23 protein-coding genes are annotated in these 19,703 nt (G+C 57.8%); 13 read left to right on the forward strand and 10 right to left on the reverse strand.

Translation table 11 applies throughout. The features are described from left to right. Positions 1-5 precede the first annotated feature (5 nt). From L0664_RS14025 to L0664_RS14055, 7 genes are read left to right on the forward strand one after another with little or no spacing between them, the layout of a single operon-like run. Positions 6-359, forward strand: coding sequence for an Mth938-like domain-containing protein (locus L0664_RS14025; RefSeq protein ID WP_235226512.1), 354 nt, complete (start codon positions 6-8; stop codon positions 357-359). 21 nt (positions 360-380) lie between these two features. Continuing rightward, positions 381-998, forward strand: a complete 618-nt coding sequence (gene ccmA / locus L0664_RS14030) for a heme ABC exporter ATP-binding protein CcmA (protein ID WP_235226513.1) — start codon at positions 381-383, stop codon at positions 996-998. Beyond that, positions 995-1,651: a heme exporter protein CcmB gene (gene ccmB / locus L0664_RS14035; RefSeq protein WP_235226514.1), complete on the forward strand. Its 657-nt coding sequence runs from the start codon at positions 995-997 to the stop codon at positions 1,649-1,651. Before ccmA ends, ccmB begins: the two co-directional genes overlap by 4 nt. 41 nt (positions 1,652-1,692) lie before the next feature. Further along, positions 1,693-2,418, forward strand: a complete 726-nt coding sequence (locus L0664_RS14040; protein ID WP_235226515.1) for a heme ABC transporter permease — start codon at positions 1,693-1,695, stop codon at positions 2,416-2,418. Continuing rightward, on the forward strand, positions 2,415-2,573 hold the full coding sequence (gene ccmD / locus L0664_RS14045; protein ID WP_235226516.1) for a heme exporter protein CcmD: 159 nt from the start codon (positions 2,415-2,417) through the stop codon (positions 2,571-2,573). The genes L0664_RS14040 and ccmD overlap by 4 nt, the downstream gene beginning before the upstream one ends. Next, positions 2,570-3,100 (forward strand): DsbE family thiol:disulfide interchange protein, encoded by a 531-nt coding sequence (locus tag L0664_RS14050; RefSeq protein ID WP_235226517.1) that lies wholly within the window; start codon positions 2,570-2,572, stop codon positions 3,098-3,100. Before ccmD ends, L0664_RS14050 begins: the two co-directional genes overlap by 4 nt. Further along, a complete protein-coding gene (locus tag L0664_RS14055; RefSeq protein WP_235226518.1) occupies positions 3,097-4,452 on the forward strand; it encodes a phosphohexomutase domain-containing protein in 1,356 nt (451 codons plus the stop codon). Before L0664_RS14050 ends, L0664_RS14055 begins: the two co-directional genes overlap by 4 nt. Here the strand turns inward: L0664_RS14055 and L0664_RS14060 are convergent. Together L0664_RS14060 and acnA are read right to left on the reverse strand one after the other, a co-directional pair. Continuing rightward, positions 4,449-5,237, reverse strand: coding sequence for a dimethylarginine dimethylaminohydrolase family protein (locus tag L0664_RS14060; RefSeq protein ID WP_235226519.1), 789 nt, complete (start codon positions 5,235-5,237; stop codon positions 4,449-4,451). The two genes, L0664_RS14055 and L0664_RS14060, sit on opposite strands and share 4 nt — an antisense overlap. 130 nt (positions 5,238-5,367) lie before the next feature. After that, complete coding sequence (gene acnA / locus L0664_RS14065; RefSeq protein WP_235226520.1) at positions 5,368-8,070, reverse strand: aconitate hydratase AcnA; 2,703 nt, start codon at positions 8,068-8,070, stop codon at positions 5,368-5,370. Positions 8,071-8,283: 213 nt separating this feature from the next. Between acnA and L0664_RS14070 the strand changes: the two genes are divergently transcribed. After that, positions 8,284-8,976 (forward strand): DUF1223 domain-containing protein, encoded by a 693-nt coding sequence (locus L0664_RS14070; RefSeq protein ID WP_235226521.1) that lies wholly within the window; start codon positions 8,284-8,286, stop codon positions 8,974-8,976. Here L0664_RS14070 and L0664_RS14075 read toward each other — a convergent pair. The 5 genes from L0664_RS14075 to L0664_RS14090 all read right to left on the reverse strand — a co-directional run bounded on the left by L0664_RS14075 (position 8,973) and on the right by L0664_RS14090 (position 12,008). After that, positions 8,973-9,608, reverse strand: a complete 636-nt coding sequence (locus L0664_RS14075) for a nitrile hydratase subunit alpha (RefSeq protein ID WP_235226522.1) — start codon at positions 9,606-9,608, stop codon at positions 8,973-8,975. The two genes, L0664_RS14070 and L0664_RS14075, sit on opposite strands and share 4 nt — an antisense overlap. Further along, positions 9,598-9,870, reverse strand: coding sequence for an SH3-like domain-containing protein (locus L0664_RS18575; protein WP_268821700.1), 273 nt, complete (start codon positions 9,868-9,870; stop codon positions 9,598-9,600). Before L0664_RS18575 ends, L0664_RS14075 begins: the two co-directional genes overlap by 11 nt. Beyond that, positions 9,867-10,214 carry an SH3-like domain-containing protein gene (locus tag L0664_RS18580; protein WP_268821701.1) on the reverse strand — a complete coding sequence of 116 codons (348 nt, stop codon included), beginning with the start codon at positions 10,212-10,214 and terminating at the stop codon, positions 9,867-9,869. Before L0664_RS18580 ends, L0664_RS18575 begins: the two co-directional genes overlap by 4 nt. 39 nt (positions 10,215-10,253) lie before the next feature. Then, on the reverse strand, positions 10,254-11,291 hold the full coding sequence (locus L0664_RS14085; protein ID WP_235226523.1) for a FliG C-terminal domain-containing protein: 1,038 nt from the start codon (positions 11,289-11,291) through the stop codon (positions 10,254-10,256). A gap of 216 nt (positions 11,292-11,507) precedes the next feature. After that, the gene (locus tag L0664_RS14090) at positions 11,508-12,008 is read right to left on the reverse strand and encodes an autoinducer binding domain-containing protein (RefSeq protein WP_235226524.1); all 501 of its coding nucleotides are present in this window, start codon (positions 12,006-12,008) and stop codon (positions 11,508-11,510) included. 144 nt (positions 12,009-12,152) lie between these two features. On the opposite strand from L0664_RS14090, the gene L0664_RS14095 reads away from it, so the two are divergent. Both L0664_RS14095 and L0664_RS14100 read left to right on the forward strand, forming a co-directional pair. After that, positions 12,153-12,761, forward strand: a complete 609-nt coding sequence (locus L0664_RS14095; RefSeq protein WP_235226525.1) for an autoinducer binding domain-containing protein — start codon at positions 12,153-12,155, stop codon at positions 12,759-12,761. Positions 12,762-12,899: 138 nt separating this feature from the next. After that, positions 12,900-13,514: an acyl-homoserine-lactone synthase gene (locus L0664_RS14100; RefSeq protein WP_235226526.1), complete on the forward strand. Its 615-nt coding sequence runs from the start codon at positions 12,900-12,902 to the stop codon at positions 13,512-13,514. A 105-nt stretch (positions 13,515-13,619) separates the two neighbouring features. Here the strand turns inward: L0664_RS14100 and purB are convergent, their stop codons facing one another. Then, complete coding sequence (gene purB, locus L0664_RS14105) at positions 13,620-14,930, reverse strand: adenylosuccinate lyase (protein WP_235226527.1); 1,311 nt, start codon at positions 14,928-14,930, stop codon at positions 13,620-13,622. A gap of 87 nt (positions 14,931-15,017) precedes the next feature. Between purB and L0664_RS14110 the strand changes: the two genes are divergently transcribed. Then, on the forward strand, positions 15,018-15,431 hold the full coding sequence (locus L0664_RS14110) for a DUF6314 family protein (protein WP_235226528.1): 414 nt from the start codon (positions 15,018-15,020) through the stop codon (positions 15,429-15,431). Between the two features lie 77 nt (positions 15,432-15,508). After that, positions 15,509-16,108: a biotin transporter BioY gene (locus L0664_RS14115; RefSeq protein WP_235226632.1), complete on the forward strand. Its 600-nt coding sequence runs from the start codon at positions 15,509-15,511 to the stop codon at positions 16,106-16,108. 57 nt (positions 16,109-16,165) lie between these two features. Here L0664_RS14115 and L0664_RS14120 read toward each other — a convergent pair whose 3' ends face one another. Next, on the reverse strand, positions 16,166-17,374 hold the full coding sequence (locus tag L0664_RS14120) for a bifunctional alpha/beta hydrolase/OsmC family protein (protein WP_235226529.1): 1,209 nt from the start codon (positions 17,372-17,374) through the stop codon (positions 16,166-16,168). Between the two features lie 96 nt (positions 17,375-17,470). Between L0664_RS14120 and L0664_RS14125 the strand changes: the two genes are divergently transcribed. Continuing rightward, complete coding sequence (locus L0664_RS14125) at positions 17,471-18,346, forward strand: endonuclease/exonuclease/phosphatase family protein (protein ID WP_235226530.1); 876 nt, start codon at positions 17,471-17,473, stop codon at positions 18,344-18,346. Here L0664_RS14125 and dddP read toward each other — a convergent pair. Beyond that, positions 18,333-19,673, reverse strand: a complete 1,341-nt coding sequence (gene dddP / locus L0664_RS14130) for a dimethylsulfonioproprionate lyase DddP (protein WP_235226531.1) — start codon at positions 19,671-19,673, stop codon at positions 18,333-18,335. The genes L0664_RS14125 and dddP overlap by 14 nt on opposite strands. Between the last annotated feature and the right edge of the window lie 30 nt (positions 19,674-19,703).

Raw genomic sequence — 19,703 nt, forward strand, 5'->3', positions numbered from 1 at the left:
CGCAGATGCGATTGAACGAAGTCGTTTACACAGACGCAAAGCCCGTGGACGGATACGGCCCCGGTTTCTTTCGCATCGGCGGTGAGGTGTTTGAGGGCGCGCTGGTCGCCCTGCCCACGGGCGTCGCGCCGTGGGGCGGATACGACGACGTGCAAACCCTGCTGGACGCGGCCAAAGATCTGGATGTGTTCTTTGTTGGCACGGGTGCCGAAATTGCGCATTTGCCGCCTGCCTTGCGCAGCGCGCTTGAGGATGCGGGCATCGGCGTTGAGGTGATGTCATCGCCCACCGCCTGTCGCACCTATAACATCCTGCTGAGCGAAGGGCGCCGCGTTGGATTGGCGCTTTTGCCGGTCTAGCGGTTGGGCTAGCGTGTTGGCATGGTTTTAACGGTATCTGATCTAGCGGTGGCACGGGGCGGCGCGCCGGTCCTTGAGGGGCTGTCGTTTAGCGTTGCTCCGGGTGAGGCGCTGGTGCTGCGTGGGCCTAACGGAATTGGCAAAACGACATTGCTGCGCACCTTGGCGGGGTTGCAGCCACCCATCGCGGGCACTGTAAATTTCCCCGAAGATACAGGCGCTTACGCCAGTCACGCCGACGGGATCAAGGCGCAGTTGACGGTGACAGAGAACCTCGCGTTTTGGGCGGATGTGCATGGTGCTGATCTGGTCGACAGCGTGTTCGAGGCCTTTGATCTGGTTGATCTGCGCGATCGGTTCGCTGGCACTTTGTCGGCAGGGCAAAAACGCCGCCTTGGTTTGGCGCGCCTTGGGGTGATCGGGCGGGACGTGCTGTTCTTGGATGAACCGACCGTCAGCCTTGATGGATTTTCCGTGAAAATGTTTGCCAGCTGGTTGCGCGACACTCACCTTGCGCTTGGCGGGATCGCGGTGATTGCCACACATATTGACCTTGGGTTGGACGCGCCCGAACTTGACCTGACGCCATTCAAGGCGGCGCCAGATGCGCGCGGCGGATCAGACGAGGCGTTCTTGTGATTGCGCTGCTGCGCCGTGATCTTGCGCTTGCGGTGCGGGCAGGGGGTGGGTTCGGCCTTGGCCTTGCGTTTTTTCTGATTGTGGTGGTGCTGGTGCCGTTTGGGGTGGGGCCCGAGGCGGCTTTGTTGACCTTGATCGCGCCGGGCATTCTGTGGGTCGCGGCATTGCTGGCGGCGTTGTTGTCGCTGGACCGGATCTTTGCCTTGGATTTTGAGGACGGATCGTTGCCGTTGCTTGCCACATCGCCCCTGCCGCTTGAGGGGGTCGCGCTGATCAAAGGGATCGCACATTGGATCACCACGGGATTGCCATTGACGTTGGCGGCCCCTGCGTTGGGGTTTTTGCTCAACCTCGCGCCATCGGCTTATGTGTGGTTGTTCGCGTCCCTCGCGCTTGGCACGCCTGCGTTGTCGATGATCGGCACGTTTGGTGCGGCGTTGACGGTGGGCCTGCGGCGCGGCGGTTTGTTGATGTCGCTTTTGGTGTTGCCGCTGTACGTTCCGACGTTGATTTTCGGGGCAGAGGCCGTGCGGCGCGGGGCGGACGGATTGGGCGCAGCGACCCCGCTGTTGATGTTGGCGGGGATCACGCTGGGCAGCTTTGCATTGCTGCCATTCGCCGCATCGGCAGCGCTTCGGGTCAACCTTAAGTGAGCGGTATTGTGACCGCGCAAACAGCAGGATAGCTAACGCATATGTCGATCTGGGAATACGCCAATCCGAAGAAATTTATCGCGACGACGACGCCGCTGGTGCCGTGGCTGTTGGGGGTGTCGATTGCGTTGTTGGTGGGGGGATTGATCTGGGGGTTTTTCTTTACGCCCGATGACTTCCGCCAGGGATCAACGGTTAAGATTTTCTATCTTCATGTGCCAAGCGCGCTGATGGCGATCAACGTGTGGTTCATGATGTTGATCACATCGCTTGTCTGGCTGGTGCGCCGCCACCACGTGAGCGCTTTGGCCGCCCGTGCAGCGGCGCCCATCGGCATCATCATGACGGTTATGGCATTGATAACAGGTGCAATTTGGGGCCAACCCATGTGGGGTACATGGTGGGCTTGGGATCCGCGATTGACGTCATTCCTGATCCTGTTTTTGTTCTACCTTGGCTATATGGCGTTGTGGGAAGCCATCGAAGACCCTGACACGGCGGCTGATTTGACGTCCGTTTTATGCATCGTCGGGTCGGTGTTTGCGGTGCTGTCGCGCTATGCCGTTAACTTTTGGAACCAAGGGTTGCACCAGCCCGCATCCCTGTCTTTGGACAAAGAAGAAAACGTGGCGGATGTGTTCTGGTATCCGGCATTGGTGTGCATCGCGGGGTTCGTGTTGTTGTTTGTGGCGTTGGTGTTGATGCGCACCGCCACCGAAATTCGGGTGCGCCGGATCAAAGCACTAGAGGCGAGGATGCGGTCATGATCCCTGATCTTGGGAAATACGCGGTTGAGGTGTTGACGGCCTACGGTGTGTCGATCGCGCTGTTGGTTTTGATTGTCGGGCTGTCCGTGCAGCGATCCCGCAAAGTGCGCGCGCAATTGGCAGACGTTGAAGCGCGGCGGGATGCGGCGCGATGAAGTGGTTGATGGTCATCCCAGTCGTGATTTTTTCGGCCCTCGCAGGGTTGTTCGCGGCAGGCATGTTTTTAGGGCAGGGCGAAGAATTACCATCCGCCTTGATCGGGAAACCAGCGCCTGAATTGACCGTGACGGACATTGAAAACCTGCCGCCCATGACGGATGCGATGTTGCGCGACGGTGAGGTCAAAATCGTGAATTTTTGGGCCAGCTGGTGCGCGCCATGCCGGGTTGAACACCCTAATCTGACGCTGCTGGCGGAAGAAGGGGTGCCAATTTATGGCATCAATTACAAAGACTTTGATCCCAATGCAGTCGCGTTCTTACAAGAACTTGGCGATCCATATGTGGCTGTCGGATCGGACCCAAGCGGATTTCACGCGATTGATTGGGGCGTCTACGGTGTGCCGGAAACCTTTTTACTTGATGGTGATGGCAAAATCCTTTTGCGAATGGCTGCGCCCGTGACATCGCGGGAATTGGAAAACCGTTTGCGTCCGGCGCTGGACGCGGCATTGGCGCGATGAAGATCAACTGTTTCAAAAGCTACGATGTGCGCGGCAAACTGGGTGAGGACCTGAACGAAGAGGTTTGCGAACGGATTGGCCGTGCGTTTGCCCGCGTGATGAAACCCGAAATCGTTGTGACGGGGCGCGATATTCGGGCCAGCAGCGAAGGGCTGCAAGCCGCATTGCACCGTGGATTGATCGCCGAAGGTATCACCGTTTACGACATCGGATTGTGCGGCACCGAAGAGGTATATTTCGCCACAGATCATCTGGGGGCAGGCGGTGGTCTGATGGTCACTGCGTCCCATAATCCGATTGATTACAACGGTATAAAGATGGTGCGCAGCGGCGCGCGGCCGATTGCGGCTGAAACAGGATTGGCCGATATCCAAGACATGGCCGAGGCGGGTGCGTTTGGCGACCCGCGCGGTGGTGGGTCGGTTGAACGGCGCGACCCGCGTGGCGATTACGTTAAACATCTGTGTGATTATGTGGCACGCGACGGCCTGAAACCGCTGAAGATTGTGGTAAACGCCGGCAACGGTGCGGCGGGGCCGACGTTTGATGCCCTCGCTGCACGACTTGATGTGCCGTGGACGTTTGCACGCGTAAATCATGAACCGGACAGCACGTTTCCTAATGGCATTCCCAACCCGCTGCTGCCAGAAAACCGCAGCGCGACGGGGGATGCCGTGATCGCCCATGGTGCTGATCTTGGGGTTGCATGGGACGGTGATTTTGACCGCTGTTTCTTTTTTGACGAAACGGGGGCGTTTCTGGATGGCGAATACGTCGTCGCGCTGTTGGGGCGCGCGTTTTGCGCCAAGGAACTCGGTGCCAGAATTGTGTATGATGCCCGTGTGATCTGGTCGACGATGCACGAGGTTGAACAGGCTGGCGGGCAGGCGGTTGCATCCCGCGTCGGGCACAGCCACATCAAAAAGATCATGCGGGATATGGATGCAGCTTACGGCGGGGAAATGTCGGCGCATCACTATTTCCGCAATTTCATGTATTGCGACAGCGGCATGATCCCGTGGCTTTTGGTGGCTGAATTGGTATCGCGATCCGGCGCGCCGCTGTCTGAAATGGTCGCGCAAATGCGGCGGGATTTCCCATCATCGGGGGAGATTAATTTCACCGTGTCTGACCGGGCGGTCGCGATTGCGGCGTTTGAAACGACCTATGCCCCCCTGGCGCGCGCCACGGATCGCCTGGACGGGATAAGTTTTGACATGGGCGATTGGCGGGTGAATGTGCGCGCGTCCAATACCGAACCTGTGGTGCGGTTGAACGTCGAGACGCGTGGGGATTGTGCTCTGTTGGACGTCAAAGTTACAGAGATTTCGGCGCTTTTGGCGCGGATCTAACGGCTGTAACGCAACGACATACAGCTCAGCCCGCCATCTACCAACGCGGCCTGGCTCGTGTTCAGGATTTTCAAATTGTAACCCGCATCCTGCAATCGTTGCGCTGTTTTCGGGTAACCCGCAGACAGGAATACATAGCCGTTGACGCGGATTGCATTTGCCGCGGCCTCTTCTTTGGGGGCCGTCTCAATCACGTTCAGCCCCTTAAACGCCCCAGAGCCCGCGAGCGTGGGTGTGGCCAGCACAGTGGTCGCATCCAGCAATGAACTTTCGGTTTTGAAATGCAGGATTTCGGGGGGCGTTTGGAGAACCTCCAAAGTGTACCCCAACGCTTCTACGATGGGGCGCAAATCCTCGGCGCCACGCTGGTTTGTGCGCGCAGACAGGCCCAGCAACACACGGGTGTCGGTGCACAAGATGTCGCCGCCATCGACGTAGCCGTCCGTGCGTAAGTCAATGACATCGTTCATGTTTTCAACCAACGCGGGGCGCAGGGCTGCGGCTTCGCCCAGCCGGGTTTCAGCACCGGGGCGCAACACGATAGCGGTGCCATTCAGCGCCAAAGCAGGGTCTTCGATGAACACGGAATCCGGAAAGGCGTCGTCGGCGGGCAGCACGGTGACATCACAGCCCGCATCGCGCAGCGCGCTGACATAGGCCGCGTGTTCGGCAACAAAAGTAAGCGGATCCGGGTCCCCTTGATCGGTGGCGCGCAGTCCGTCGGTTACGGATTTGGCGGGTAAGCGACAGAGCGCATGGGTAAATTCAAAAGATGGATGTGTCATGGCTCAACCTACCGCGTCACGCGCGCACGTCCAGCTTCTTTGGTTCCAAAATATCCCCGCCGGAGGCATTTCTAGAACAAAAAAGCCGCGCCCCGAAGGGCGCGACCTTTAGATAATACTAACGCGACGTTTACTCGGCAGCGATTGCCGTTTGGCTCGCCAAATTGCGCAGCACGTAGTGCAGTACGCCGCCGTGTTCGATGTATTCAATCTCAATCGCGGTATCGATGCGGCATTTGAGCTGTACGTTTTTCACCGTACCGTCCGCCATCGTGATGGTCGCCGGAACCTCCTGCAGAGGTGTGACGCTGTCCAAACCGCTGATGGATACGGTTTCTTCGCCCGTCAGGCCCAGCGTCTTGCGTGAATCCCCGCCTGTAAATTCAAACGGGATAACGCCCATGCCAACGAGGTTTGAGCGGTGGATACGCTCGAAGCTTTCGGCGATAACGGCTTTGACGCCCAGCAGGTTGGTGCCCTTCGCAGCCCAGTCGCGCGATGATCCGGCACCGTATTGCTCGCCTCCGAAAATGACCGTCGGTGTGCCTGCCGCCTGATAGGCCATGGCCGCATCAAAGATCGACGTTTGCTGACCATCGGGGCCTTTGGTGTAGCCACCTTCGACACCATCGAGCATTTCGTTCTTGATGCGGATGTTGGCAAATGTGCCGCGCATCATGACTTCGTGGTTGCCGCGACGCGAGCCGTAGGAGTTGAATTCGCGCACGGGCACCTGACGTTCGGTCAGGTATTGGCCAGCGGGGCTGGTGTCTGCGAACGAACCGGCGGGCGAGATATGATCGGTTGTGATCATGTCACCCAAGACGGCCAACACTTTGGCATCGTTGATGTTTGTGATGACGCCGGGGTCCTTGGACATGCCTTGGAAATAGGGTGGGTTCTGGATGTAGGTGGATTGCGGCGGCCAGTCGTAGGTTTCCGCGTTGGTGGTTTCCACGCCCTGCCATTTTTCGTCGCCCTTAAAGACGTCCGCGTATTTGGATTGGAACGCCTCGCGGGTTACGGTGGCTTCGACCATTTCTGCGACTTCGTCAGATGTGGGCCAGATGTCTTTCAGATACACGTCTTTGCCGTCAGCCGTTTGGGCAATCGGGTCTGTCGCGAGGTTGATGTCCATCGTACCCGCAATCGCATAGGCCACCACGAGGGGCGGCGAGGCGAGGTAGTTCGCGCGCACATCTGGTGAAATACGGCCTTCGAAGTTGCGGTTGCCCGACAGAACGGAGGTCGCCACGAGGTCACCTTCGTGGATCGCCTCAGAGATTTCCTTTTGCAGCGGGCCGGAGTTGCCGATGCACGTCGTGCAGCCGTAGCCCACAAGGTTGAAACCGAGCGCGTCGAGGTCTGTTTGCAGGCCAGCGGCCTCCAGGTAAGCCGAGACAACTTGGGAGCCGGGCGCGAGGGAGGTTTTGACCCAAGGTTTGCGATCAAGGCCAAGGGCCGCGGCTTTGCGGGCCACCAGACCTGCGCCGATCATGACGTAGGGGTTGGATGTGTTGGTGCACGACGTGATGGACGCGATGACAACCTTGCCGGATTCCATCGTGTAATCTTCGCCTGCGACGGCCACTTCTTTGCCCATCGGGCGTTTGAAGGTGTTTTCCATTTCCTTGGTGAAGGCGGATTTCGCGCCTGTCAGTGCCACGTAGTCCTGTGGGCGTTTGGGGCCGGAAATCGCAGGAACAATTGTCCCCATGTCGAGTTCAAGAGTGGAGGTGTAAACCGGATCGTAATCCGCGCCGCGCCAGAACCCGTTTTCCTTGGCGTAGGCTTCGACGAGCGCAATGCGGTCTTCGTCGCGGCCCGTGTTGCGCAGGTAGCGCAGGGTTTCGCCGTCAATCGGGAAGAAGCCACATGTCGCGCCGTATTCCGGTGCCATGTTGGCGATGGTTGCACGGTCTGCCAATGGCAGCGTGTCGAGGCCTTCGCCGTAGAATTCAACAAACTTGGACACAACGCCATGGGCGCGCAGCATTTCAACGACTTTCAGCACGAGGTCGGTGCCTGTCGTGCCTTCCATCATCGCGCCTGTCAGTTTGAACCCGACAACTTCGGGGATCAGCATGGAAATCGGCTGGCCGAGCATGGATGCCTCGGCCTCGATCCCGCCGACGCCCCAACCGAGAACAGCTGCGCCATTGACCATAGTTGTGTGGGAGTCCGTACCGACGAGCGTGTCAGGATAAGCAACCTCAACACCGTTTTGGTCTTTGTCCGTCCAGACAGTTTGGCTGAGGTATTCGAGGTTCACCTGGTGGCAGATGCCTGTGCCGGGGGGCACAACGCGGAAGTTGGAAAACGCGGACTGGCCCCATTTCAGAAAGGTATAGCGTTCGAGGTTGCGTTCGTATTCGCGGTCCACGTTCATCTGGAACGCGCGCGGGTTGCCGAATTCGTCGATCATCACAGAGTGGTCGATCACCAGATCAACAGGGTTCAGCGGGTTGATCTGCTGGGCGTCGCCACCAAGGGCCACAATCCCGTCGCGCATCGCGGCGAGGTCAACAACAGCCGGAACACCTGTGAAATCCTGCATCAGCACGCGGGCAGGGCGGTAGGCGATTTCGCGGGGGTTCTTGCCGCCCTTGGCGCCCCATTCGGCAAATGCCTTGATGTCATCAACGCTGACTGTTTTCCCGTCTTCAAAACGCAGCATGTTTTCCAGCACGACCTTCAACGCGGCGGGCAGTTTGTCAAAATCGCCAAGTCCTGCGGCGGTCGCGGCGGGGATTGAGTAATAATCGATGGACTGTGCGCCGACCTTAAGGGTTTTGCGGGTTTTTGCGGTGTCGTGGCCAACTGTGATGGGCATGTTCGTCTCTCCTACTGGGGGAATACGGGCGTGATTCTGGTTGCGGTATACAATTGCACACAATGCCTGCCAACCCCTGTTTGCCCTGAATTTGATGCGTTTGAGTGACGCAGGTAAACGGGGTAGGCGGGACTGTAACGAAGGCTCGCAAACGGTTGATTGGTCAGGTGCTGCGTCGTGGGATAGGCATATCAGGCAAACACAGGAATTCCCATGCGCCAAACACTCGCTGCACTTGCCACCCTTTGTGCCATCGCCACGCCCGCTGTTGCGGATGGCCCTGTGGTGGTTGAACTTTACACCTCTCAGGGGTGTTCCAGCTGCCCGCCCGCAGATGAAATGATGCACAGTCTGGCGCAGCGATCTGATGTGATTCCTTTGGCGTTGCATGTGGATTACTGGGATTACATCGGATGGGCGGATAGTTTTGCCGACCCCGCACATACCCGCCGTCAAAACCAGTATGCCCATGTTGCAGGGGCCAGTTCGATTTATACGCCGCAAATGATCATCGGCGGACAGGACCATGTGATTGGCACAAAACCCATGGACGTCGCGGATTTGATCCAGCGCCACAACGGGGTGCAGACGGGCACGCAGATTGCGTTGCGCCGTTCCGGTGATCGGTTGCAGATAACGGGCCAAACGGCGCAAGCGCTGCCGTCTGGCACTGTTGTTCAGGTGGTGCGGTTCAGCCCGCAAGAAACTGTTGATATTCGCCGTGGTGAAAACGCGGGCCGCACGCTGAGCTATGCCAACATCGTCACCGAATGGAATACCGTGGGCCAGTGGTCCGGGCGCGGGGCGCTTGATATGACTGTCGGCCTGACCGGCGCATCGCCCGTCGTGGTGATTGTTCAGCAACCGGGGCCCGGTGCGGTGATGGCGACGGCCGTTTTACGCTAGGGCGTTTTCGCCACGCCCGTGCCGATCATGCTGTCGCGGGTCACGAGGGCGGCCAGTTCGGTTTGTGACATATTTTCAGTGCCTTGCGGGCGTGCGGGAATGACGATGTAGCGCATATCTGCGGTGCTGTCATGGACGCGCACTTGGGTTGTGTCCGCCAAATTAACCCCGAATTCAGCCAAAACCGAACGCGGTTCGCGCACGGTGCGGCTGCGGTAAGCGCGGGATTTGTACCAATCGGGCGGCAGGCCAAGCAGATTGCGCGGATAGCAGGAACACAGCGTGCACACGATCATGTTGTGCACGTCAGCGGTGTTTTCCACGGCGATCAATTTCAGCGGGCCGATGTCAAACCCCATGTCGCGGGTCGCATCACCTGCGTTGTCCATCAGGGCCGCGTGAAAGGCGGGGTCAGCCCACGCGCGGGCGACGACTTTGGCGCCGTTGCTGGGGTTGCGCGCATCCATGGTTTCGATCTGGACGGCGATTTCAGCGGCGGTGGTGACGCCGTTTTCAACCAGCAATTCACGCACCGCGATTTCCATCGTCTGCCAGTAGCTGAGGGAGGTGTCATCATCGGCGCGGTAGGGGTGGCCGGACGGGCTGAGGTGGTCGTGGTGGTCATGGGGCATCGCAGGGGTCCAACCAGTGTTCGTAGATTTCAGCGTCTAGCGTGTCGTCAGGGTTTTCGGCCGCGTCGCCCCAGACTTCGGCCATGGTAAAACGTACGCGGTGCAGTGGTTTTGCGGCGGCTGAGTGTCCATAGGCGAGGTCTTCTGGGTTAGGGAACGCACCAAGGGATCGTTCGATCACCCCGATTTTGCCGCGCAAATACGCAGGGGTGCGCACGTGGCCGGGGGGCATCAGGGTTTTGACGCGCACGGTTTGGGTCATGTCGGTTTGGCCGCATCGCCGTAGGTGTCACCGCGCGCTGCAACCTGCGCCATCTTTTCAGCGAGCTGCGCCGTGGTATAGGCGCCGCCTTCGATGAGGTTCTGGTTTACGGACGCAATCCAGCGTTCGTAATAGGTCATCTTTTCAAAGGCATCTTCGCCCATGTCTTCGAGAACGCGGCGCAGACCATCAACGGTAAAGTACCCTTTGGCAGATCCGATGATCATCAAGGCATCCACGCGTTTTTCCCACATGGAAAAATCATGTTGGTCGGTTGGCACGGGACCGGCGGCATTGCCACCCATGTCGTGCCAGCGGCGGGCGGGGTTTTCGGGATCAAACATAGGGTGATGCTAGGCGTGGTGCGGTTGCAAATCCAGACCCTATTCTTCGTCCTCGTCTTCCACCACCAAAACGATTGTGCCAGCGTCTGCCGCGGCGCGAATGGCGGACACGACTGCTGTTTGCGCCGCTTCGCCGTCGGATTGTTTGATTTTGCCAGCTTCGCCCATTTCTTCGCGCAGATTGTCGGCCATGCGGGTCGACATATTGTCGAGGATGAACGCGGCGGCGGTGGCTAGATCACTGCCCCCTTCGGTGGCCGAGGCCAGGGCGCGGACAAGGTCGGCGGGGTCAATGTCACGCAGCACTTTGGGCACGTCGGGGACGGCCACGCGGGCGGGAATATCCGCGAAGGTAAAGATCGCCTTGCGCACGCCTTCGCCAAAGGTGCGATCTTGCGACAACAGCCCTTCGAGGACTTGATCGCGTGTGGACGCGGGGCTGGAATTGAGGATCGCGCCGATGCGGGATTCGGCGGTGTCGGTGAAGGCAGGCAGGGCCGCGCCGCAGTAGTTTTGCGCCAGTCCCGTGCCGATCCGCGCGATTGCGTCCGGGCGCACGTTGGTGGTTTTCGACATGGCATAGGCCACGCGGCGCGCGTTTTCGCCGGGCATCAGACCCAGCAGGGTCGCGGCCTTTGAGGTGGGTAATTTGGACAGCAGAATGGCGCAGACTTCGGGGCTTTCGGATTGGGTGATCACGATCATGTCTTCGGGCGACAGTTCAAGCACGAGAGACCATGGATCGCTTCCCGATTTTGCGGCCGCTTCTTCGCGCAGGCGTGCAACTGTACCCGCGGATATGCGCCCATCGAGTGATTTTAGCGCGGCTTCGAAGCTGCCCGGCGCGGTCAGGGCCACGTCTGACAATTCGCGCGCGAATTCTTCGGCGACGCTTTTGAGGGTTTCGCGATCAATGATGTTGAGCGCGCCAAGTTCGCGGGTCAGCCGTGCTTGTGCAGCTTCTGGCAGTTGTGAAAGGGGCAGGTCGCCGCCGTCGCGCAGCAGCAATTGCACGACCATGGCCGCCTTGCTGGATTGCGATACGTGCTTTCGATTGGGGGACATCGCCGCTGACATGGGAAGGCTCCTGTGAGGTTGCACAGGGCATAGGGCGTTAAGGTGAATGGAGGCTTAACGGGTGTCGCTAATTTATGGCCAATTATAGCTATAATTCTGCGGCAGATTGCGATCAGCGAACCCGAAATGCGAATGTCGCGGGTGAAATACGTCGCGTCAAATTGGGTTTGATCGCAAATAGATTCCCCATTTCGCGCCGTGCGAAAACGGGGGCGTTCAGCCTGCGGTTGCGGGCGGATGCGTCATTTCGATGGAGAGATCATGCAATTGAGTCCGCAGGGCTTCTGACATTCCGGTCTTGGAGGCGGTATGTTCGTGCAGGTCCTGAACGTGTTGTGTCAGCGCCGCGATTTCGGCGTCGCTATATTCGCGATCATTGCGTGCAAAACCTGCAACGCTGCGGCTGCCTTGGGTTTCAGTCGCGATCGCGACGCCGTATGCCATTCCGTAGGTAAGCGATTGTTCTAGAATGCCTTGATCGTCCAAATCGCCCAGCTGGGACCAGCGAATTGCGCCTATTTCGGTGAATCCCCAACGCACAATGGGATCAACCATCACGTAACCTTTTTCCGAGTATATATCGATCCAGTTCTTCGGGTAGGTTTGGAACAGAAAGTCGGGGGAGGTCAGGCGAATATGAAAGGCAATTGCAAAGCCCGAGGGCGACAGGTTCTCGACAGTTTTGAGGAGGTCTTTGACCTTGTTGATATCCGCCATGTCTTGGGCCTCACTCGCTTTGTGGTTGCCTGTGCCGGACCTTGCCGATTAGTATGCACAGGAGATTTATATGTGGAATAATAGGTTATGTCGCTGCTAAATGACAGGGACTTTTGTTTCAAAAGGCCGTCAAAGGGGCCCCGCTTGACCGAACTCAAATCATCTGACGACGTTCAATTGCTGGCCAAAAACGGCTACTACATCGCTTTGCGTGTCGGTTTTGCGTTTCCGCTTGAGGAGGTGAATGCGCTTCCGGCGGCTTGGGTCGATCACTACACCACACATCGCTTTATGCTGCATGATCCGGTGATCCGCTGGATTTATGCCAACACGGGTGCCATCGCCTGGAGCGGGATTGATTTGCCAGATCCGATGCGGGTTCTGGATCAGGCGCAGACGTTCGGGTTGCGCTACGGGGTTGCTGTGGCGTGTTTTGATGGAAACCGTGAAGGGCAGCGATCCTTTGGGACGTTCGCGCGGTCTGATCGGGAATTCGAGCGTGCAGAAATCGATGCGCTGCACGCCTATGTTGTCAAGCTGCACCATGCCAAAGCGCCGCCAACGAATCTAACCAAAGCAGAGCTCGAGGCGCTCAAGATGGTGAAAGAAGGCCAGCGGCTTAAGCAAATTGCACACACGTTAGGCGTGTCCGAAGGGGCAGTGAAACAGCGCCTTAAGAACGCAAAGACCAAGTTGGGCGCGCAGACGTCAGCCCAAGCTGCTGCAATGGTTGGAGAATTCGGCCTCATCTGAACTGTTTGAAAACGTTAACAAAAGGTTAATATTTTCTGACCAATCGGATTGCGGCGGTTTTTTGCAACGAAATTGGTTTACTGGTTAACAAGTCTTTCACTCCGGCGCTAAATGGACTCTCCAAAAAGGAGAGTACTAATGAAAAATGTCACGTTTGAATTGTCTAATGTCCACCAGCACGGGTCGTCGTTTTACGACTACCTTGCGCTGCGAAAACAGTTTTTTGTGGACACACTAAAATGGCAAATCCCGCATAATGCGGATGTCGAAATGGACCAGTACGATAACCCGATGGCGCGGTATTCGTTGGTTCTGGATGATGACGGCCGCGTTTTGGCCGGATCGCGGGCGATGTCTACGTCTGCATCATGGGGGGATCACACCTACATGTTGAAGGATGCGATGACGGGAAAATTGTCGTCTATTCCGTCCAACTTGCTGGATGAAGTCATCGACAGTCCGAAGGTCTGGGAATGCACGCGACTGGTGATTTCGCCGGAGGTGAAATCCATGCGCCAGCGGACCCAATGCCTTGATCTGATTGTGGAGGGCTTGATCGATATGGCCAATGCCGAAGGTGCTGACACGTTGATTTCGCTGTCAAATCTGTGGCTTCTGCGCGCGTTGAAACGGTTGGGATATGGCGCCGAATTGATGGGCGACCCCTACACCAACGATGATGACGGACACAAATATGCTGTGATGGCGATTGCTGCGCGTCACAAGCATCTTGAACAGTTGACGGCGGCCTAACTAAGGGCGCGGTTTGCCTTTTGGGGAGGCATGAAAGTAAGACTTGAGTGAACGGTATTGCAACGACAGGGCGCATGGATGGGGCGCCCTGCCTTCGCATTTCATTTAGTCAGATACGCCGAACACACGGGCAAAAATCGTGTCCACGTGCTTGGTGTGATAGCTGATGTCGAATTTTTCGTTGATGGCTTCAACGCCGAGAGCGTCTACAACGGCCTGATCCGCGAGGAGTTCTCCGCGGAAATCTGTGCGGTCTTCCCAAACTTTCAGCGCATTGCGTTGCACCATTGAATAGGCGTCTTCGCGTGACACACCTGCCTGTGTCAGGGCCAGCAACACGCGCTGGGACATCACGAGGCCGGGGTATTTGTTCATGTTGTCGAGCATATTTTCAGGGAAGATCAACATCTTGTCGACAACGCCAGTCAGGCGGTTCAGCGCAAAATCGAGAGTGACTGTGGCGTCGGGGCCGATGCCGCGTTCAACAGAGGAATGTGAAATATCGCGTTCGTGCCAGAGGGCGACGTTTTCCATCGCGGGGATCACTGTCATGCGCACAAGACGCGCAAGACCGGTGAGGTTCTCTGTCAGAACAGGGTTCTTTTTGTGCGGCATCGCCGAAGATCCCTTTTGGCCCATTGAGAAAAACTCAGCGCCTTCAAGAACTTCGGTGCGCTGCATGTGGCGGATTTCTGTGGCGACGTTTTCGATGCTGGACGCGATGACGCCAAGGGTGGCAAAGAACATCGCGTGGCGGTCACGTGGAATAACCTGGGTGCTGATCGGTTCCGGTGTCAGGCCGAGTTTGGCGCAGACGTGTTCTTCGACGGCAGGGTCAATATTGGCAAAGGTGCCGACAGCACCGGAAATCGCGCCTGTGGCGATTTCTTCGCGCGCGGTCACGAGGCGGGCGCGGTTGCGATCCATTTCGGCATAAAAGCGTGCGAACGTCAGGCCCATGGTCGTGGGTTCGGCGTGGATGCCGTGTGAGCGGCCCACACGAATGGTCATTTTGTGTTCCATCGCGCGCTTTTTCAACGCCGCGAGGAGCTTGTCCACATCGTCAATCAGAATGTCAGCGGCACGGACAAGTTGGACGTTCAAGCAGGTGTCGAGAACATCCGAGGATGTCATGCCTTGGTGCACGAAGCGCGCTTCGTCTGATCCGACGTGTTCGGCCAAGTGCGTGAGAAATGCGATGACGTCGTGTTTTGTGACGGCTTCGATTTCGTCGATGCGGGCCACGTCAAATTCAACGTCTTTGGCTTTCCAGACCGCATCGGCGTTTTCGCGCGGGATCACACCGATGTCTGCCATGGCGTCACAGGCGTGTGCTTCGATCTCGTACCAGATTTTGAATTTGGTGGCGGGTTCCCAAATGTCGGTCATCACGGGGCGGGAGTAGCGAGGGATCATAATGGGTGGCCTTTTCTGGTGGTTCAAAAGCAGATGATGGCGTCATAAGGTGCCCACGGATGAGGGACAAGGGAGCGATTGGTCGTGATGCGGACGCTGGCAGATTTTATCGGGGCTTATGATGTGTCCCGCGTGATCGATGACGCCCACGCGGGCGGGCAGTCACGGTTTGAGGGGCGGGCGGTGATTGCGCCGGACGACGCAGGCGCGGTTTACACCGAAACGGGCCACCTGATCGTGAACGCGCAGCGGTTTCAGGCGGAACGGTCGTATCTGTGGCGTGAAAACGGGCCGCGCGTTGACGTGTTGTTCGCCGATGGCCGCGCCTTTCATGATTTTGACCCACAGGCGGGTGGGCACGCCGCTGAGCATTTGTGCGGGGAAGATATGTATCGCGGCGGGTATGATTTTTCGGAATGGTCATGTTGGGCCGTCACGTGGGACGTGCAGGGGCCGCGCAAGGACTATCGGTCTGTCACATGGTATGTGCGCAGCGACTGATGCGCGCCTTCGCACTTGCAGAAAGAGTGCCGCTAGGGCATCAAATGGCCAAAGGGACACAAATGGGAGCCGAAACAATGGCAACAACGATGAATAAACCCGTCTTGGCAGAGGTCTTTGGCCCGGTCACAGGCAGCGCATTGCGCATCAAACAGGCCGTTCTGGTGGTTTTGGGAATTACTTTGCTGGCTGTGGCCGCAAAGATTTCTATCCCGATGATCCCTGTTCCAATCACAATGGGCACATTTGCTGTGCTGACAGTGGGCGCGGCTTACGGCCCGCGTTTGGGCCTTGTGACGATCCTTGGATATATGATTATCGGCGCGGCCGGTTTTGACGTGTTCGCGGGATCAACCGCCGAAGCCAACGGCCTGACTTACATGATGGGCGGCACAGGCGGCTACCTTGTCGGTTACGTTCTGGCGACATTGGCGCTGGGTGTTGCTGCGACGAAGGGCTGGGATCGTTCCATCGGGATGATGGCGCTGGCGATGCTGGTTGGTAATGCGTTGATCTATGTGCCTGGTCTGCTGTGGCTTGGCACGCTTTACGGTTGGGATCAGCCGATCCTTGCGTGGGGTCTGACACCGTTCTTGGTCGGCGACGTTCTGAAGCTGGCCTTGGCCGCGCTTCTGGTTCCAGCGATCTGGAAAATGATTGGCAACGCACGCGGCTAAACCGCCGGTATTGCGAAAGAATTGAGGGGCGCGCTGGTTTGCAGGGCGCCCCTTTTGTTATGCGAGTTTGGTGTCGATGTGGTTGGACCGCTCGAGCGTTTGATGCACCGGGCAGCGGTCCGCGATTTCCAAAAGGCGGGCCCGTTGGACATCATCAAGATCACCGCGCAGAGTGATGGTGCGCACAAAGCTGTCGATCTTTGATTTGCTTTGGGTTTCAGCGTCTTGGCCGTGGACTTTATCATGGGTGACATCAACGCTGACGTGGTCCAGCGGCCACCCTTTGCGGCGCGCATACATGCGGATGGTCATTGACGTACACGCCCCAAGGCCCGCGGACAAAAACCCATAAGGCGTCAGACCCTTGTTCGTGCCACCATAGGCCGCAGGTTCGTCCGCGAGCACGTGATGGGGCCCGGATTGGACATCTTGCAAGAACCCGTTTGGATCACCTTCGGACACGCGCAGTACGCCTTCGGGGATGCCGATGGGCGGGGCAGGGCGCGCAAGGTCGATATAGCGGGTGGCCCATGTGGCGATCACGTCTGCGGCGTATTCTGCATCTTCGGCGCGGGTCAGCAGGTGGTCGGCGTCATCCAGCGTGATAAAGGATTTCGGATGCTTCGCCGCGAGGAAAATTTCCGACGCATTATCAATCGAAACCGTTTCATCACGCGGGGCATGAAGCACCAGAAGGGCGGCGTTCAGGTTTGCGATGGCGGGGGTCAGTTGGCCCTTTGCGACGTCTTCTAGGAAATCGTTGGAAATGCGGAAGGGACGGCCGCCAAGCGATACTTCTGCGACGCCATCGCGGATGATTTGGGGCAGGCTGTCGGCGAAGTTATGGGTGACATGTTCGGGATCAAAGGGCGCGCCAAGGGTGACGACCGCTTTGATGTTGTCCATCTCAGCCGCGGCCTTCAGAACGGCCGCCCCGCCAAGGGAATGGCCGATCATCAACGACGGTGCCATGTTGCGGCGCGCAAGTTCTGCACCAGCCGCGACCAAATCCTGCACATTTGTGGTGAAATTAGTGTTCTCGAACTCGCCCTCGGAATGGCCAAGCCCGGTGAAATCAAACCGCAGCACCGCGATGCCCATGGATGCGAGGCGTGCGGCGATGCGACGGGCGGCGGGAATGTCTTTGGAACAGGTGAAACAATGGGCAAACAGGGCCGTGGCCAAATGCGGACCGTCGGGCATATCAAAGCGCGCGGCGAGCTGTTGGCCATCATGGCCTGGAAAAGTAAAACGTTGCGTGGGCATAGGCGTGGCCTTTTGTTCGTTGGTTGAATTAGACGTGGCGCACAGATGGCGTTGCCGCAAGGTGTGTGACGCGGGCGTCACGGGAAGGTGAGGGAAATGCGGGTATTGTTAGGGATTGTTGCAATCTGCCTGATCGGGTTGATCACATTCAGCTTTGCCGGGGCATTGCATCCGGCGGGTGACAGTTTTGCCGTCGTGCGCATCCCGATGATTGTCGCGTTGCTTTTGGTAGCGTTGTTTGGCGCACGCGGCTGGGCGTTTCGCGGAATTATTGTCGTATGTGCTGTGCTGCTGGCCGATCGCGCCCTTCTTGCGTCGGGGCAGGACGTGTCGGACCCCGATGTCGTGATTTATCAAAAGAACCTTTTGTATCTGGATTATGATCACAGCGATCTGTTGCAGGATATTTTGGCGTCCGGTGCGCGTGTCATTACCTTGCAAGAGGTCAGCGCGGACCATGATGATCTGCTGGATGCATTGAAAGACACCCATCCTCATCAATTTATGTGTCGCGGGGTATTTCTTGGGGGTGTCGCCGTTTTATCGACTGATCCGATTGTAAAACGGGATTGTTATGACCGTTCGCGGCTGGCCGTCGCCGAGATCTCGGTACAGGACAGCGACGTCAGGATGCGGGCGGTGTCTGTGCATCTGTATTGGCCTTGGCCAAAGACGCAAGCGCGGGCGCTTGACCGCACTTTGCCAGATTTAGAAGGGTTGGAGGCGATGCCCACGATCCTCGGCGGTGATTTCAATATGGTGCCGTGGGGCCATGCGTTGGACCGCGTCGCGGATGCGTTTGACGTTGTGCGCGTTGGCCATGTTGAACGCACCTATGAGGTGTTCGGCTGGCCGCTGACGATCGATCACGTACTGGCGGGGCCGAATGCCATGGGGTCCATTGATGTGCGCGACCGGATGGGATCCGACCATTTTGGCATTATCGGGCGGGTCGTGTTTAACGCCCCATAAGCGCGTCACAGTGCGGATAAGTCGTGAGGTTTTCGAACCCATCTTCGGTGATCAACACCTGATCTTCGAGCTTGATTGAAAAATCACCGCCCTCGGGGGAGATCAGCGCCTCAACGCACAGCACCATGCCCGCCTGAAGTTCGTGATCGAACGCGCCTTCAACCATTTTGTCGGGGTAGGCCACGAGGGGCCATTCATCGCACAGGCCAACGCCATGCATCAGGCAGCCATATTTGCCGGCCTGATACTTGTCGTCCAGAACGTGTGTGTCGCGGGACAAATCCTGGATGTTCACCCCGGGGCGCAGCATTTGCATATTGGTTTCAATATGTTCCACGCCGTGTTTCATCGCGTCGATCATGTCTTGGCGCGGCTTTTCATCGCCGATCCACCACGTGCGAGAGATGTCGATGCAGATGCCATAAGATCCGATCAGGTCCGTATCAAAAGCGAGGATTTCGTTGGGTTTGGTGATGCGGGGGCCACATTCTTGAAACCACGGGTTGGTACGTGGGCCGGACGCCAGTAGGCGCGTTTCGATCCATTCACCGCCGCGCCGCACATTTTCGGCGTGCATGATGGCCCATATGTCATCCTCGGACGTGATGCCGTTGCCCGATTGTGCGCGCGCGAAATCCTCCATCGCTTTGACAGATGTTTCGCAGGCATGATTGGCGCAACGCATGGCATGGATTTCGTCAGGGCCTTTGATGGACCGGGCCTTTTCAGTGACTTCTTCACCCTCCATCACATCAAAACCTGCCGCAACGAGGGAGCGGTAACCCGGCACCATTATCTTGTCGACGGCAAGGCGCATGTTGCCGCCCGCGTGGTCACGCATCACGTCTTTGATCTGATTGATATAGCTGTCTGCGGCGTCGTCCGTTTTATCGCCTGTGGCGAAGTAGAACATCGACGCGCCGGATCGCCGTTCGCGCACCAAGGGATTGAATTCGCTTAAGAAGGGCGCGTTTTTATAATCCCACATCACCATGTAACCATCAGCGCACACCAGCACCGCGCGGAACGGATTGTGGGTATTCCAAAGCTGCATGTTGGTGCTGTCAGTGGCATAGCGGATGTTCAGCGGGTCAAACATCAGCAGGCCCCCCAGCCCGCGATCCACAATGTGCTGGGTCAGGCGTTTCCAGCGATATTCACGCATGGTTTCAAGGTTGGGCAGGGTCAGGCCCGCGGATTGCCATTCTGCGAAAGCCAGCTGTGTGGGCCCGATTTCAACGCGGTCATTGTCGTTGGGCGAACCGTCCCCAAGCGTCGCGCCTTGGTTGGGGTTAATTTTGCGCGTGTCTCGATAATGGGTGTTCATGGCGGCTCTCCGTTGACCTAAGGTGAGCGT

The organism is Octadecabacter dasysiphoniae, from assembly GCF_021532615.1.
Classification (GTDB): domain Bacteria; phylum Pseudomonadota; class Alphaproteobacteria; order Rhodobacterales; family Rhodobacteraceae; genus Octadecabacter; species Octadecabacter dasysiphoniae.

Coding starts and splice junctions, on each gene's coding strand:
- L0664_RS14025 (WP_235226512.1), top strand. CDS start 6: ATGCGATTGAACGAAGTCGTTTACACAGACGCAAAGCCCGTGGACGGA.
- ccmA (WP_235226513.1), top strand. CDS start 381: ATGGTTTTAACGGTATCTGATCTAGCGGTGGCACGGGGCGGCGCGCCG.
- L0664_RS14040 (WP_235226515.1), top strand. CDS start 1,693: ATGTCGATCTGGGAATACGCCAATCCGAAGAAATTTATCGCGACGACG.
- ccmD (WP_235226516.1), top strand. CDS start 2,415: ATGATCCCTGATCTTGGGAAATACGCGGTTGAGGTGTTGACGGCCTAC.
- L0664_RS14050 (WP_235226517.1), top strand. CDS start 2,570: ATGAAGTGGTTGATGGTCATCCCAGTCGTGATTTTTTCGGCCCTCGCA.
- L0664_RS14055 (WP_235226518.1), top strand. CDS start 3,097: ATGAAGATCAACTGTTTCAAAAGCTACGATGTGCGCGGCAAACTGGGT.
- L0664_RS14060 (WP_235226519.1), bottom strand. CDS start 5,237: ATGACACATCCATCTTTTGAATTTACCCATGCGCTCTGTCGCTTACCC.
- acnA (WP_235226520.1), bottom strand. CDS start 8,070: ATGCCCATCACAGTTGGCCACGACACCGCAAAAACCCGCAAAACCCTT.
- L0664_RS14070 (WP_235226521.1), top strand. CDS start 8,284: ATGCGCCAAACACTCGCTGCACTTGCCACCCTTTGTGCCATCGCCACG.
- L0664_RS14075 (WP_235226522.1), bottom strand. CDS start 9,608: ATGCCCCATGACCACCACGACCACCTCAGCCCGTCCGGCCACCCCTAC.
- L0664_RS18575 (WP_268821700.1), bottom strand. CDS start 9,870: ATGACCCAAACCGTGCGCGTCAAAACCCTGATGCCCCCCGGCCACGTG.
- L0664_RS18580 (WP_268821701.1), bottom strand. CDS start 10,214: ATGTTTGATCCCGAAAACCCCGCCCGCCGCTGGCACGACATGGGTGGC.
- L0664_RS14085 (WP_235226523.1), bottom strand. CDS start 11,291: ATGTCAGCGGCGATGTCCCCCAATCGAAAGCACGTATCGCAATCCAGC.
- L0664_RS14090 (WP_235226524.1), bottom strand. CDS start 12,008: ATGGCGGATATCAACAAGGTCAAAGACCTCCTCAAAACTGTCGAGAAC.
- L0664_RS14100 (WP_235226526.1), top strand. CDS start 12,900: ATGAAAAATGTCACGTTTGAATTGTCTAATGTCCACCAGCACGGGTCG.
- purB (WP_235226527.1), bottom strand. CDS start 14,930: ATGATCCCTCGCTACTCCCGCCCCGTGATGACCGACATTTGGGAACCC.
- L0664_RS14110 (WP_235226528.1), top strand. CDS start 15,018: ATGCGGACGCTGGCAGATTTTATCGGGGCTTATGATGTGTCCCGCGTG.
- L0664_RS14115 (WP_235226632.1), top strand. CDS start 15,509: ATGGCAACAACGATGAATAAACCCGTCTTGGCAGAGGTCTTTGGCCCG.
- L0664_RS14120 (WP_235226529.1), bottom strand. CDS start 17,374: ATGCCCACGCAACGTTTTACTTTTCCAGGCCATGATGGCCAACAGCTC.
- L0664_RS14125 (WP_235226530.1), top strand. CDS start 17,471: ATGCGGGTATTGTTAGGGATTGTTGCAATCTGCCTGATCGGGTTGATC.
- dddP (WP_235226531.1), bottom strand. CDS start 19,673: ATGAACACCCATTATCGAGACACGCGCAAAATTAACCCCAACCAAGGC.